Below are 14889 nucleotides of genomic sequence, written 5' to 3'. Positions count from 1 at the left end.
TGCCGCACAGGGTAATGCACTGCGCTGAATGTGGCGAGCGAGCTTGCCCGTGCCTGGCTGCGAAGCGGCCATGATAAGACCGCCGTGCTTTTTTTCAGGTAGATCAGAGCGTCAGGTTTTGGGGCTGCTGCGCAGCCCAGCGCGGGGCAAGCCCGCTCACCGCAGAAAGCCCGCTCACCACACACAAAACCGGACTGACCACTGCCCGGCGCTTCACCTCAATGATCAGCCGCTGGGGTTAGCACAAACTATAAAGACCAACCCGCTCGCCACCGCCCGCTCATGGCACAACCCCAACACCATCCGGCGTTCGGCGTTGTCCATGCGGCTCCAGCGGGTGATCTCATCCACGGTGCGCTGGCAGCCGGTGCAGATATCGTCATCATCCAGCGCGCAAATACTCACGCACGGCGAGGCGACGGGGCGTTCGAGCGGGTTCATTCTTCCTGCTCAGCCAGGTCGCGGGCATACCGCTGGGCGTTATGCACATAGTGCGCGGCACTGGCTTCGAGCATGCGCTTCTGCGCCTCGGTGAGCTCCCGCACCACCTTGCCCGGCGAGCCCATCACCAGGGAGCCGTCGGGAATTTCCTTGCCTTCGCCGATCAGCGAATTGGCGCCGATGATGCAGTGCTTACCGATCCTGGCGCCGTTGAGGATTACCGCATTGATACCAATCAGGCTGTAATCATCGACGGTGCAGCCATGCAGCATGGCGTTGTGGCCGATGGTCACACCGGTGCCCAGGGTCAGCGGGTAGCCCATGTCGGTGTGCATCACGCTGCCGTCCTGCACGTTGCTGTTTTTGCCGATCAGGATCAGTTCATTGTCGCCACGCAATACCGCGTTGAACCAGACGTTGGCACCCTCCTCCAGCTTGACCTTGCCCACCAGCGTGGCATTGGGTGCCACCCAACTGTTGGGGTGCGTCTCGACGCGGGCGTCGCCCAGGCGGTATTTCATGGTGTGTCCTCACGGCCGGCCATTCAAACGATGGCTTAAATATTGATGAAGCTTTTGGGTGGCTGGTGCAGGCTGATGTTGGCATCGTCATAGAGCAGGTTGATCAACTCGACGATCATGATCGCCGTCAGCCCCCAGATTTTATATTCACCAAAGCGATAGCTGGGCACGTACCAACTGCGGCCCTGGTAATCGATTCTGTGGGTATGTTCGCGCGGGTCCTGTCGGAAAAAGTCCAGCGGCACACTGAAGACCGCGGCGATTTCGGCATCGTTGGCCAGGTACTCGACGTAATCGGGGATGACCCCCACGTAAGGCGTCACGCGGATACCATGCAGGGAAATCAGCGGGCTCAACGGGCCGATGACCTCCACCAGCCCCGGCGGCAGGCCGATTTCTTCTTCGGCTTCACGCAGGGCGGTGAACACCAGGTCCGGGTCTTCAGGGTCGCGGCGTCCGCCAGGAAAGGCCACTTCGCCACCGTGGGTCGACAGGCCGCTGGCGCGCAGGGTCAGGATCAGCTCAGGTTCGTCACTGCGGGTAATCGGCACCAGCACCGCGGCCTCGGGGAAACGTCCGTCCGTTTCCAGCGTATGCGGCGTGTGATTGCTTACCCGGCGAAGTAGCTCGTCCAGCATGAGTCATCTCGGTCTGTTGGCTACCTTGCATCATGCACCAAAGCGACGACACGCCCAAGCCCAAAACCCGGCGGCTGTCGCTAAACGACAACTTGCAGGGCCCTGCCCGCCACGCCAAGATAGACGCACTTTCCAGGAACCCCAGCATGAATTTCTGCAGCCAGTGCGGTAAACCGGTCACCCAACGCATTCCCGAAGGCGACGGCCGCCTGCGTTTTGTGTGTGATCACTGCTCGACCGTCCATTACCAGAACCCCAATATTGTCGCAGGCACGCTGCCGGTGTGGGGCGACAAAGTGCTGCTGTGCCGCCGCGCCATCGAGCCGCGCCTGGGTTACTGGACCCTGCCCGCCGGTTTTATGGAGAACGGCGAGACCGTCGAACAGGCCGCCATGCGCGAAACCCTGGAAGAAGCCTGCGCCCGCGTATGTAACCTGTGCGTCTATACGCTGATCGACGTACCGCATATCAGCCAGGTGCACATCTTCTACCGCGCCGAACTGGTCGATCTGGACTTCGCCGCAGGCCCCGAAAGCCTTGAGGTACAGCTGTTCGACGAAGCCGACATCCCTTGGTCCGAGCTGGCTTTTCGCACAGTAGGCCGTACCTTGGAATGCTTTTTCGCTGACCGCAGGCTCAAGTCATACCCGGTGCGCAGCGAGGCTGTGCCGCCAATGGGCAAGCCCGCCCCTTAACCCCCCGGCACCTGGCCTTTGAAGGGATACCGTTGTAATGCGTCTGTTGCTTGTTTTGATCTGCCTGTCGTTCGCTACCCTGTCACCGGCCTCCACTCTGCAAACGCCGGGCAGCAAGCCTGTCGAAAAAGTCCTGGTGCTTAAATCCGCCCACCAATTGCAGTTGATCAACGACGGCAAGCCGTTCAAGACCTATCGCATTTCCCTGGGCAAAAACCCCAAGGGCCACAAGCTGATCGAGGGCGACCGCCGCACCCCGGAGGGCCTCTATTGGATCGACTGGCGCAAGACCAGTGACCGTTTCAACCTGGCCATGCACATCTCCTACCCCAACATCAGCGACGCCGCCCGCGCGCGCCGCGAAGGGGTGAAGCCCGGCAGCATGATCATGATCCACGGCACGCCCGACACCGAGGACTACCCGGAGCAGTGGTTCCACACCCTGGACTGGACCGACGGCTGCATCGGCATGCGCAACGTCGACATGCGTGAAGTCTGGAACCTGGTCAAAGACGGCACGCTGATCGAGATTCGGCCGTAGTCGTCGACCGCTCGTAAAATAATTCAAAAAAAATCCCGCCCCTGAACCCCCCCGCCGGTGAATACCAGTTCACGGCGCGGGCTGCGTCGTTCTGCACGCGAGAAAGACCTCTCTAATACCACTCGATACCAAGCCCCGTTTCAGGGCCATGAAACAAGCATTTGCACCGTTTTGGCGGCATTGACATGGTATTTAAGTGGTATTAGTTTTCGACCAATACCGGGCGACAACACTCCAATAACGCATCGGAAATCTGACAGATGAATCCCATCCTGGCCCTGCGCCCCGACGACAAACAGTCCACGCCGCTGTACCTGCAATTGGCGCGCAAGCTCGAAGCCGCCATCCACGCCGGTGAGTGGAAATCCGAGCAGGCGTTGCCCTCCGAGCGCGTACTCAGCGAGCAGTTGAGCATCTCGCGGGTCACCGCCCGCAAGGCCCTGCAAGTACTGTTTGACCAAGGCCTGATTCGTCGCAGCCAAGGTTCCGGCACGTTTATCACGCCACGCCTGGAACAGCCGCTGTCACGCCTGTCGGGGTTCAGCGAAATGCTGCGCCTCAAGGGTTTTGCGCCCAGCTCCCAATGGCTGGAACGCGACATTACTCCGCCGACCCACGAAGAGCTGATTCGCCTGGCCTTGTCGCCCACCGATAAAGTCGCGCGCCTCAAACGCTTGCGCAAAGCCGACGACACGGTCATGGCGATTGAAATGAGCACCCTGCCCGCCGCCGTGTTGCCGCAACCGCACGCCATCGGCAACTCGCTGTACGAATACCTGGAAAGCATCGGCAAACCCATCGTGCGCGCCCTGCAACATATCCAGGCAATCAACGCCTCGGACGAGTTTGCCGCGCTGGTGGGCATCGCCCCCGGCACCGCCATGCTGCTGATGACGCGCGTGGGCTACACCGCCGACAACACGCCGATTGAAATCACCGACACCTACTGCCGCAACGACTACTACGACTTCGTCGCAGAGCTGCGCAGGTACGACTTTGCCGCCGAGTTGCGGCCTTAGAGAACTGCCATGTCCGAAGACAATATCCTCACGCCCCATGGCTGGATTCGCGGCCGCCTGGTGCACGCACGCGGCAAGGTGCTCGCCATTGAAGGCACGCCTTGTGACCCGTCTGAAAACGACTTGCCCTACCTGCTGCCGGGCTTTATCGACCTGCATGTGCACGGCGGCGGCGGCAAGGACATCATGGAAGGCAGCGCGGCCTTCGAGACCATCACCCGCACCCACGTGCGGTTTGGTACCACCTCGCTGCTGGCCACCACCATGACGGCGCCGGTGGATGAAATCTCCCGCGTGCTCGGTGAGCTTGGCGCGTTCTGCGAGCAGCGTCCTGCAGGCAGCGCCCGGGTGCTCGGCGTGCACCTGGAAGGCCCCTACATCAACCCCGGAAAACTCGGCGCTCAGCCCAACTTCGCCCACACCGCGTTGATGGCTGAAGTGGAAGCCTACCTGCGTCTGGCGCCGATCCGGGTGATCACCATCGCGCCGGAAATCGCCGGCCATGACGCGTTGATCCGTGCCCTCAGCGCACGCGGTGTACGCATGCAAATCGGCCACACCCTGGGCAGCTATGAAGAAGGCGTCGCCGCCCTCGCCGCCGGGGCCAGCAGCTTCACCCATTTGTACAACGCCATGAGCCCGCTGCATCACCGCGAACCCGGCATCGTCGGCGCAGCGCTGGCCCACGCCAAGTACGCCGAGCTGATCCCGGATTTGCTTCACGTGCACCCCGGCGCCATGCGCGTGGCCCTGCGTGCGATTCCGTGCCTGTACTGCGTCACCGATTCCACCGCCGCCGCCGGCATGCCCGATGGCGAGTACAAGTTGGGCAGCCACACCGTGACCAAATGCCTGGGCGGCGTCCGCCTGGCCGACGGCACCCTGGCAGGCAGCACGCTGACCATGGACCAGGCGCTGCGCAACCTGGTGAAGATCGGCCTGCCCATCAGCGAAGCCTCACAACGCCTGTCGCAGTTTCCGGCGGACTACCTGGGCCTGGAAGAACGCGGCCGCCTGCAACCCGGCAGCTTTGCCGACTGCGTGCGCCTGGACCGCGCCCTGCACCTCACCGACGTAATGGTCGAAGGAGACACCATTGACTTCAAAAATGCTTGAAGAGGCCTTGGCCTCCGGTGATGCCGTCGCCGCCCAATTGCAGCGCCTGACCCCGATACTCGAAGAAATCGCCGGCCGCCTGCGCCGCCAGCCGCCGCACGTGGCGATGACCATCGCCCGTGGCAGCTCGGACCATGCCGCCAGCTACTTTGCCTACTTGGCCATGCAGCATGTGGGCATTCCGGTGGCGTCATTGCCGATGTCGGTGGTGACCTTGCTGCAGGCCCCATTGAAGGTCAGTGGCCAAGTGGCGTTCGGCTTCTCGCAGTCGGGGCAAAGCCCGGACCTGGTCAACAGCCTGCGCCTGCTGCGCAAGCGAGGCGCCTTGAGCATCTCGCTGGTCAACGCCGAAGACTCGCCGCTGGAGGCCGCGTGTGAATGCCACGTACCCCTGTGTGCCGGGCCGGAACTGAGCGTGGCGGCCACCAAGAGCTTTATCGCCACCCTCAGCGCCAGCGCGTTGCTGGTTGGCCACTGGAACCAGCAACGCGAACTGTTGCAAGCCTGCCAGGCCCTGCCCGACGGCCTGCACGAAGCAGCCACACAGGATTGGCAAGCGGCCATCGACGCCCTGAAAGACAGCCAACGCTTGATGGTGATCGGCCGCGGTGCCGGCTTTGCCGTCGCCCAGGAAGCCGCACTCAAGCTCAAGGAAACCTCGGCGATCCAGGCCGAAGCCTTCAGCAGCGCCGAAGTGCGCCACGGGCCGATGGCCTTGATCGATGAAAATTACCCGTTGCTGGTGTTCGCCCCACGCGGCGCCGAGCAAGCCGGTTTGCTGAGCCTGGCCGCCGATATGCGTCAACGCGGCGCCCGCGTCTTGCTGGCCGCGCCGGACGATATCGTGGAACGCGACCTGACCCTGAGCCGTGCCGAACACCCGAGCCTGGACCCGATCCTGGCCATCCAAAGCTTCTACGTCATGGCCGCCGGCCTGGCGCAGGCCCGGGGCATGGACCCGGACCAGCCGCGCCACCTGAGCAAAGTCACCCGCACTCACTGAGTCGATTGCCGCGTTTTCCTGATGAGTACCGTGCCCATGTCCAACAACAATAAAGAATTGACCCTCTGTGCGCCCTTGAGCGGCCCCGTGCTCGCCTTGGGCGACATCCCCGACGAAGTATTCGCCAGTGGCGCCCTGGGCGACGGCGTGGCCATCGACCCGTTGAATGACTGCCTGCATGCGCCGTGTGACGGGGTGATCATCCATGTCGCCCGCACCGGGCATGCGTTGACGATCCGCGCCGACAACGGTGCCGAATTGCTGATGCATGTGGGCATCGACACCGTGGAATTGAACGGCGAAGGGTTTGCACTGCTGGTCAAACCGGACGCGCGCGTGGCCCAGGGCCAGGCGCTGGTGCGCTTTGATCTGGACCACGTTGCGCGCCAGTGCAAAAGCCTGGTCAGCCCGATCATCCTGACCAATGGCGAGGGTTTTGCGCTACGGCCGGTGGCCGGAAAAATCGTCAAGGTGGGTGAGCCGTTGCTGCACATTGCCGCGCGTTCGGCAGCACCGCTGCAGGCGGCTGTGGATAACTCGGTCACCGAAGTGCACGCCAGCGTGCGCATTACCCACCGTGGCGGTTTGCATGCACGCCCCGCCGCGCTGGTGCGCAAAGCCGCGCAAGGTTTTAACTGCCATGCAGAGCTGCACTTCGCCGGCAAGTCGGCGCCGTGCGACAGCCTGATTGGCTTGATGGGCCTGGGCATTGGTGAAGGCGATGAAGTGCGCATCACCTGTCGCGGCAAGGATTGCGAGGCGGCGCTGCAGGCGTTGGTGGCCGTACTGTCGGTTGCCGTGAGTGAAGAACACCACACGCCGGTAGCCGCAGCACCGCGTCGGGCGAATACCGAAGCCGGTGTGTTGCAAGGCGTGTGCGCGGCGCCCGGTCTGGTCTGTGGGCCGCTGTTTCGCCTGGCCGGTATCGAACTGCCGCAAGACACGGGCAAGCATACCGCCGACGAACAACTGCAACGTCTGGACACCGCGCTGGAGCAAGTGCGCGGCGAAATCCGCAGCACCCTGGAGCATGCACGCCAACGCAAGAACGTCGAAGAAGGAGACATCTTCGCCGCCCACCTTGCGCTATTGGAAGACCCCACGCTGCTGGACGCCGCCACCGGTGCCATCGAGCAAGGCAGTGCCGCCACCCACGCCTGGCACGATGCTATCCAGGCGCAATGCGCGGTGTTGCTGGCGTTGGGCAAACCGCTGTTTGCCGAGCGCGCCAACGACCTGCGCGACCTGCAACAACGGGTGTTGCGTGCGCTGTTGGGTGAAACCTGGCATTTCGAATTGCCGGCCGGTTCAATTGTCAGCGCCCATGACCTGACCCCGTCCGACCTGCTGCAACTGAGCGCACAAAACGCCGTGGGTATTTGCATGGCCGAAGGCGGCGCAACGTCCCACGTCGCAATTTTGGCCCGAGGCAAAGGCTTGCCCTGTGTGGTCGCGCTGGGCGCCGAAGTGCTCGACGTGCCGCAAGGCCAACGCGTGGTACTGGACGCGGCCAATGGTCGCCTGGAACTGGCCCCCAGCGAAGCGCGCCACGCCGAAGTGCACCAGATTCGCGATGCGCAGAAACGGCGCCGTCAGAGACAACAGGCCCAAGCCCGGCAAGCGGCGCAAACCCGCGATGGCGTCAGTATTGAAGTGGCGGCCAACGTCGCCTCCAGTGCCGAGGCCCAAATGGCGTTTGAAAACGGCGCCGATGGTGTGGGCCTGCTACGCACCGAATTCCTGTTTGTCGACCGCCGCACCGCGCCGGATGAGCAAGAGCAACGCCAGGCCTACCAGGCCGTGCTGGACGCCATGGGCGACAAGTCGGTGATCATCCGCACCATCGACGTGGGCGGCGACAAGCAACTCGACTATCTACCGTTGCCGGTTGAGGCCAACCCGGTGCTGGGCCAGCGCGGTATTCGCCTGGCCCAGGTGCGCCCGGAGCTGCTTGATCAGCAACTGCGCGCGCTGCTGCAAGTCCGCCCGCTGGCGCGTTGCCGGATTCTGTTGCCGATGGTCAGCGAGGTCGACGAACTGCTGCAGATCCGCCAGCGCCTGGATGAACTGTGCGCGGAGCTGGAGCTGACTCAGCGCCCGGAACTGGGCGTGATGATCGAAGTGCCCGCCGCTGCGCTGATGGCCGAGCAACTCGCCAAACACGCAGACTTTTTATCCATCGGCACCAATGACCTTTCCCAGTACACCCTGGCCATGGACCGCGACCACGCGGGCCTGGCCGCGCGGGTGGATGCCTTGCACCCGGCGCTGCTGCGCCTGATCGCGCAAACCTGCGCCGGCGCCGCCAAGCATGGGCGTTGGGTCGGTGTATGCGGCGCCCTGGCATCTGACCCACTGGCCACGCCGGTGCTGGTCGGCCTGGGCGTCAGCGAGCTGTCGGTAAGCCCGCCGCAGATCGGCGAAATCAAGGACCGCGTCCGCCACTTGGACGCGGCGCAATGCCGGCAATTGAGCCAAGGCCTGCTCGACCTGAGCAGCGCCAGGGCCGTTCGCCAAGCCTGTCAACACCACTGGCCGCTGAGCTGACAACAACAAGAAAAAAGGAGACTCGCCATGTACCAACATCTGATTGAAGGGCTGCAACGCCTGGGCCGTGCGCTGATGCTGCCGATCGCGATTCTGCCGATCGCCGGGCTGTTGCTGCGCCTGGGCGATACCGACTTGCTCAACATCGCGGTGATGCACGATGCCGGGCAAGCGATCTTCGCCAACCTGGCGCTGATCTTCGCCATCGGTATTGCCGTGGGTTTTGCCCGCGACAACAACGGCACGGCAGGGTTGGCCGGGGCGATTGGTTACCTGGTGATGATCTCTACCCTCAAGGTGATGGATACCACCATCAACATGGGCATGCTCGCCGGTATCGCCAGCGGCTTGATGGCCGGCGCGCTGTATAACCGGTTCAAGGACATCAAGCTGCCGGAGTACCTGGCGTTCTTTGGCGGGCGGCGGTTTGTGCCGATCATCACCGGGTTCTCGGCGGTGGGCCTGGGCGTGATCTTTGGCTTGATCTGGCCGCCGATCCAGCACGGCATCAACAGCTTCGGGGTGCTGCTGATGGAAAGCGGCAGCTTTGGCGCGTTCGTGTTTGGTGTGTTCAACCGCCTGCTGATCGTCACCGGCCTGCACCATATCCTCAACAACATGGCCTGGTTCGTATTCGGCACGTTTACCGATCCGGTGACCGGTGCTGTGGTAACAGGTGACCTGACCCGCTACTTCGCCGGCGATCCGAAAGGCGGCCAGTTCATGACCGGCATGTTCCCGGTGATGCTGTTCGGCCTGCCTGCTGCGTGTTTGGCGATGTACCGCAATGCACTGCCGGAGCGCCGCAAAGTGATGGGCGGGATTTTCCTGTCGATGGCACTGACGTCGTTCCTCACCGGAGTGACCGAGCCGATCGAATTCGCGTTCATGTTCCTCGCGCCGTTCCTGTACCTGCTGCATGCGCTGCTCACCGGCCTGTCGATGGCGGTGACCAATATGCTCAATATCCACCTGGGCTTTACCTTCTCCGGTGGCTTTATCGACATGGTGCTGGGCTGGGGCAAGTCCACCAACGGCTGGCTGGTGGTGCCGGTGGGCCTGGCCTACGCGGTGATCTATTACACCGTGTTCAGCTACTGCATTCGCCGCTTCAACCTCAAGACACCCGGCCGCGAAGACATCCAGGTGGCGCCGGCACACGTGATGAGCGACAACCAGCGTGCCACGGCTTACATCCGAGCCTTGGGCGGTGCAGACAACTTGCTCAGCGTGGGGGCTTGCACCACACGCCTGCGCCTGGACATGGTCGACCGCAACAAGGCGGTGGATGCCGAACTCAAGACACTGGGCGCCATGGCTGTGGTGCGGCCAGGCAATGGCGGCAGTTTGCAGGTGGTGGTTGGGCCGATGGCCGATAGCATTGCTGATGAAATTCGCTTGGCCATGCCGTCGTTTGTTGCCTCGACACCCGTAGCGGTTGCGCCTGAGGATAAGCCCGTGACGGTGAATGTGCAGGAGGCCGAGAAATGGCTGAGTGCGTTGGGTGGCCGAGGGAATGTGCGCCAGCTGGAAGCGGTGGCGATGACCCGGTTGCGGGTGGAGTTGGGGGATGATTCGGGGTTGTCTGAAGCGGACCTGACTGCGCTGGGTTGCCAGGGTGTGAGCCAGATGGACAGCGGGGCGTGGCACTTGTTGATTGGTGACAAGGCCACTGGATTGGGCGAGGCACTGGAGGGACTGGTAACCCGCCCAATCAACTCCTGACCGATCGTTCCCACGCTCTGCGTGGGAATGCCGCCCCGGACGCTCCGCGTCCAAGCCGTCGCGCATGGTTCAACCCTGCACAAGGGTGACGCGGAGCGTCACAGGATGCATTCCCACGCGGAGCGTGGGAACGATCAATTAATCGTGTACTGACCACTGGCCGGGAGTGCCTCCGCCAGCGCTGCTTGAAGTCCCGGCGCCTTCGCGAGCAAGCCATTACAACCAACAAAAAACCCGCTGACCAAACTGGCCCAGCGGGTTTCTCGTTTCTGCAATCTGCGAATTAAAAATCCGCCAACTGCCACACCTCATAAGCCGGTGTTTCATACGGATGGCTCAGCTTGAGTGCAGCCACAACCGCCACAATCAACTCATCCGCCACCACCAGCTCCACCTTCCACTCCTCAACCACTTCAACCTGACCCACTTGCCCAATGAACGGCTGGCTGCCGTCCAATGCGCGGAATTGGCCCTGGCCCAGCACTTGCCAGGCGCAGTTGTCGTAGTCGCCGATGCGCCCGCCGCCAGCTGCGAAGACGGCGGTTTTCACCGTCTCCACATGGCTGTCGGGCACGAAGAAGGCAAGCTTGTACACGGCCTTAGTTCACCCACACGCGCGCGTTGCGGAACATGCGCATCCAGGCGCCGTCTTCGTTCCACTCTTCGGGGCGCCACGAGTTCTGCACGGCGCGGAACACGCGTTCCGGGTGCGGCATCATGATGGTCACGCGACCGTCGCGGCTGGTAAGGCCGGTGATCCCGCGCGGCGAGCCGTTCGGGTTGGCCGGGTAGCTTTCGGTGACCTTGCCGTGGTTGTCGACGAAACGCAGCGCAACGGTGCCGGACAGGTCGGCTTCAAGCAGTGCTTCTTCGCTTTCGAACTCGGCATGGCCTTCACCGTGGGCGATGGCGATCGGCATGCGCGAACCGGCCATGCCTTGCAGGAAGATCGAGTTGGACTCCTGCACCTGCACCATGGCCACGCGCGCTTCGAACTGCTCGGAACGGTTGCGCACAAAGTGCGGCCAGAACTCGCTGCCCGGGATCAGTTCGCTAAGGTTGGACATCATCTGGCAACCGTTGCACACACCAAGGGTGAAGCTGTCGTTGCGCTCGAAGAACCCTTGGAACGCATCGCGGGCACGGCTGTTGAACAGCGCGGACTTGGCCCAGCCTTCACCGGCACCCAGCACGTCGCCGTAGGAGAAACCGCCGCAGGCCACCAGGCCTTTGAACTCATTGAGGTCGACGCGACCGGCGAGGATATCGCTCATGTGCACGTCGATCGCATTGAAGCCGGCGCGGTCGAACGCAGCCGCCATTTCCACCTGGCCGTTGACGCCCTGCTCACGCAGCACGGCAACTTGTGGGCGAATGCCTTTCTTGATGTACGGCGCGGTGATGTCCTGGTTGACGTCGAAGCTGAGCTTGGTGCTCAGGCCTGGGTTGTCTTCTTCCAGGATCACGTCGAACTCCTGCTCGGCGCAGTCGGCGTTATCGCGCAGGCGTTGGATCTGGTAGCTGGTCTCGGCCCACTGGCGTTGCAGCAGACGGCGTTGGCCGGTAAACACGGTATCGCCATTGAAGGAGATAGTGACTTCACCGTTGTTGATCGGTTGGCCGATCACCGCCACGCAGTCATCCAGGCCGGCGGCGCTGAACTGTGCAAGTACGTCCGGGGTAGCGTCCTGGCGCACCTGTATCACCGCACCCAACTCTTCGTTGAACAGGATGCCGTTGATTTCAGCGGCATCCTCGGCAACGCTGTCGAGCACGATGTTCAGGCCGCAGTGACCGGCGAAGGCCATCTCGACCACGCTTGTCAGCAAACCACCGTCGGAACGGTCGTGGTAGGCCAGCAGGTGGCCGTCGGCGTTGAGGCCCTGGATCACGGCGAAGAAGGCTTTGAGGTCTTCGGCGTCATCCACGTCCGGCGCGTGCTTGCCCAGTTTGCCGTGGGTTTGCGCGAGGATCGAGGCGCCCATGCGGTTCTGGCCACGGCCCAGGTCGATCAGGATCAGATCGGTGGTGCCCTTGTCCATGCGCAGTTGCGGGGTGAGGGTCTGGCGCACATCGGTCACCGGAGCAAAACCGGTCACAATCAGCGACAGCGGCGAGGTGACGCTCTTGTCCACGCCCTCTTCGTTCCAACGGGTGGCCATGGACATGGAGTCCTTGCCCACCGGAATGGTGATCCCCAGTTCCGGGCACAGCTCCATGCCGACGGCCTTGACGGTGTCGTACAGGCGCGCGTCTTCACCGGGGTGGCCGGCCGCGGACATCCAGTTGGCCGACAGTTTGATATCGGACAGCTTGCCAATGCGCGAAGCGGCGATGTTGGTGAGGGTTTCACCAATGGCCATGCGGCCCGAGGCCGGGGCGTCCAGCAGGGCGAGCGGCGTGCGCTCGCCCATCGCCATGGCTTCACCGGTGTAAACGTCGAAGCTGGTGGCGGTGACGGCAACGTCTGCCACCGGAACCTGCCATGGGCCGACCATTTGGTCACGGGCCACCAGGCCGGTGATGCTGCGGTCGCCGATGGTGATCAAAAAGCTTTTGCTGGCCACGGCCGGATGGTGCAGCACGCGTTCGATGCTGTCGGCCAGTTCCAGTGCGCTTGGGTCGAAATCATCGCCCAGCTCGGTTTCACGTACCGCCGAACGGTGCATGCGCGGGGCTTTGCCCAGCAGCACTTCGAGCGGCATGTCCACCGGGCTGTTGCCGAAATGGCTGTCGGTGACCGTCAACTGCGGCTCGGCAGTGGCTTCGCCAACCACGGCAAACGGGCAACGCTCGCGTTCGCAGATGGCCTGGAAGCGCGCGAAGTCTTCAGGGCCGACGGCCAGTACGTAGCGCTCCTGGGATTCGTTGCTCCAGATTTCGTGCGGGGCCATGCCCGGCTCGTCGTTTGGAATGTTGCGCAGTTCGAAACGGCCACCGCGGTCGCCATCGTTGACCAGTTCCGGGAAGGCGTTGGACAAACCACCGGCGCCGACGTCGTGGATGAAGCTGATCGGGTTCTTGTCGCCCAACTGCCAGCAACGGTCGATGACTTCCTGGCAGCGGCGTTCCATCTCGGGGTTTTCGCGCTGTACGGAAGCAAAGTCCAGGTCGGCCGAGCTGGTGCCGGTGGCCATGGAGGAAGCGGCGCCGCCGCCCAGGCCGATGAGCATGGCCGGGCCGCCGAGTACGATCAGCTTGGAGCCGACCAGGATCTCGCCTTTCTTGACGTGTTCTTCACGGATGTTGCCCATGCCGCCGGCCAACATGATTGGCTTGTGGTAGCCGCGCACTTCATCACCGTGAGGCGTGGTGATGGACTGTTCGAAGGTACGGAAGTAGCCGGTCAGCGCCGGGCGCCCGAATTCGTTGTTGAACGCGGCGCCGCCCAGTGGGCCTTCGATCATGATGTCGAGGGCGGTCACGATGCGCTCAGGCTTGCCGTACGGCACTTCCCACGGCTGTTCGAAGCCGGGGATCTGCAGGTTGGACACGGTAAAGCCAGTGAGGCCGGCCTTTGGCTTGGCGCCACGGCCGGTTGCACCTTCGTCGCGGATTTCGCCGCCGGAACCGGTGGCTGCGCCTGGGAACGGGGCAATCGCGGTCGGGTGGTTGTGGGTTTCAACCTTCATCAGGATGTGCACCGGTTCCTGCACCGCGCCGTACTGGCGGGTCTCAGGGTCCGGGAAGAAACGACCGGCGACGCTGCCGACGATGACCGAGGCGTTGTCCTTATAAGCAGACAGAACACCTTCGCTGTGCATCACGTAGGTGTTCTTGATCATGCCGAACAGGCTTTTTTCCTGGTTTTCGCCATCGATGTCCCAACTGGCGTTGAAGATCTTGTGACGGCAATGCTCGGAGTTGGCCTGGGCGAACATCATCAGTTCGATGTCGTGGGGGTTGCGCTGCAAGCCGTTGAAGGCATTGACCAGGTAGTCGATCTCGTCTTCGGCCAGGGCCAGGCCCAGTTCGGTGTTGGCCTTCTCGAGGGCGGCGCGGCCGCCGCCGAGCACGTCAATCGCGGTCAGCGGCTTGGGCTCGGCGTGGCTGAACAGGCCGGCAGCCTGTTCCAGCTGGCTGACGATGATCTGGGTCATGCGGTCATGCAGGCTGCTGGCGATCAGCTCGGCTTCGGCATCGCTGAACCCACCTTCGACGTAGAAGGCGATACCGCGTTCCAGGCGCTGGATTTTTTCCAGGCCGCAGTTACGGGCAATGTCGCTGGCCTTGCTCGACCAAGGCGAGATGGTGCCGAACCGTGGCAGAACCAGGAACAAGCGGCCGGTCGGCTCTTGAACGGGAACGCTTGGGCCGTACTTCAGAAGGCGTGCCAGCACTTGCTGCTCGTCGGCGGTCAACACGCCGGTAACGTCGGCGAAGTGAGCAAATTCAGCATACAGGCCTGTAACCGCTGGAACCTTCTGGCTCAGTTGTTCAAGGAGTTTGCTGTGGCGAAAGGCAGAAAGGGCAGGAGCGCCGCGCAGGATCAACATCTTCGGGACAGCCTCGGGAAGGGGTGTGCTTTGAGGCCGTGCATTCTAGCGTAAACCATCGCCAACGGCACCCGAAACGGCACGGCGGGCCGCTGCCGGACGTCAGTTGGCTGCGATTGCACGGTATCGAGGCATTATCCCCGGCAT

The 14889-nt window shown here is 62.9% G+C and carries 12 protein-coding genes; 7 read left to right on the top strand and 5 right to left on the bottom strand.

Features of this window, described 5'->3' with window-relative positions; genetic code table 11:
• Window positions 1-225: 225 nt before the first annotated feature.
• The 3 genes from KZX66_RS12825 to KZX66_RS12815 are packed head-to-tail and all read right to left on the bottom strand — an operon-like array spanning window position 226 to window position 1600.
• Complete coding sequence (locus KZX66_RS12825; RefSeq protein WP_248079852.1) at window positions 226-441, bottom strand: DUF1289 domain-containing protein; 216 nt, start codon at window positions 439-441, stop codon at window positions 226-228.
• Entirely contained in the window at window positions 438-962 is a 525-nt protein-coding gene (locus KZX66_RS12820; protein WP_248079850.1) for a gamma carbonic anhydrase family protein, read from the bottom strand. Before KZX66_RS12820 ends, KZX66_RS12825 begins: the two co-directional genes overlap by 4 nt.
• A 35-nt stretch (window positions 963-997) precedes the next feature.
• On the bottom strand, window positions 998-1600 hold the full coding sequence (locus KZX66_RS12815; RefSeq protein ID WP_248079848.1) for a CoA pyrophosphatase: 603 nt from the start codon (window positions 1598-1600) through the stop codon (window positions 998-1000).
• A 146-nt stretch (window positions 1601-1746) separates the two neighbouring features.
• On the opposite strand from KZX66_RS12815, the gene KZX66_RS12810 reads away from it, so the two are divergent.
• The 7 genes from KZX66_RS12810 to nagE all read left to right on the top strand — a co-directional run bounded on the left by KZX66_RS12810 (window position 1747) and on the right by nagE (window position 10246).
• Window positions 1747-2295 (top strand): NUDIX hydrolase, encoded by a 549-nt coding sequence (locus tag KZX66_RS12810; protein WP_248079846.1) that lies wholly within the window; start codon window positions 1747-1749, stop codon window positions 2293-2295.
• A gap of 37 nt (window positions 2296-2332) precedes the next feature.
• Entirely contained in the window at window positions 2333-2836 is a 504-nt protein-coding gene (locus KZX66_RS12805) for a L,D-transpeptidase family protein (RefSeq protein ID WP_248079844.1), read from the top strand.
• Between the two features lie 260 nt (window positions 2837-3096).
• The gene (locus tag KZX66_RS12800; RefSeq protein WP_248079842.1) at window positions 3097-3855 is read left to right on the top strand and encodes a GntR family transcriptional regulator; all 759 of its coding nucleotides are present in this window, start codon (window positions 3097-3099) and stop codon (window positions 3853-3855) included.
• A 9-nt stretch (window positions 3856-3864) separates the two neighbouring features.
• Window positions 3865-4971: an N-acetylglucosamine-6-phosphate deacetylase gene (gene nagA, locus KZX66_RS12795; protein ID WP_248079840.1), complete on the top strand. Its 1107-nt coding sequence runs from the start codon at window positions 3865-3867 to the stop codon at window positions 4969-4971.
• Window positions 4964-5974, top strand: a complete 1011-nt coding sequence (locus KZX66_RS12790; protein ID WP_248080198.1) for an SIS domain-containing protein — start codon at window positions 4964-4966, stop codon at window positions 5972-5974. The genes nagA and KZX66_RS12790 overlap by 8 nt, the downstream gene beginning before the upstream one ends.
• A 36-nt stretch (window positions 5975-6010) precedes the next feature.
• Window positions 6011-8521: a phosphoenolpyruvate--protein phosphotransferase gene (gene ptsP / locus KZX66_RS12785; RefSeq protein WP_248079838.1), complete on the top strand. Its 2511-nt coding sequence runs from the start codon at window positions 6011-6013 to the stop codon at window positions 8519-8521.
• 27 nt (window positions 8522-8548) lie between these two features.
• A complete protein-coding gene (gene nagE / locus KZX66_RS12780) occupies window positions 8549-10246 on the top strand; it encodes an N-acetylglucosamine-specific PTS transporter subunit IIBC (RefSeq protein WP_248079837.1) in 1698 nt (565 codons plus the stop codon).
• A 283-nt stretch (window positions 10247-10529) separates the two neighbouring features.
• On the opposite strand, the gene KZX66_RS12775 is transcribed toward nagE, so the two are convergent.
• Together KZX66_RS12775 and purL are read right to left on the bottom strand one after the other, a co-directional pair.
• Window positions 10530-10841, bottom strand: a complete 312-nt coding sequence (locus tag KZX66_RS12775; RefSeq protein WP_078734552.1) for an NGG1p interacting factor NIF3 — start codon at window positions 10839-10841, stop codon at window positions 10530-10532.
• Window positions 10842-10845: 4 nt separating this feature from the next.
• A complete protein-coding gene (gene purL, locus KZX66_RS12770; RefSeq protein WP_248079835.1) occupies window positions 10846-14742 on the bottom strand; it encodes a phosphoribosylformylglycinamidine synthase in 3897 nt (1298 codons plus the stop codon).
• Window positions 14743-14889 lie beyond the last annotated feature (147 nt).

This window comes from Pseudomonas sp. EYE_354 (genome assembly GCF_023148575.1).
In the GTDB taxonomy this organism is placed as follows: domain Bacteria; phylum Pseudomonadota; class Gammaproteobacteria; order Pseudomonadales; family Pseudomonadaceae; genus Aquipseudomonas.
Note: the sequence above shows the minus strand (reverse complement) of the source record. Positions and strands in the feature narration are given on the sequence as shown.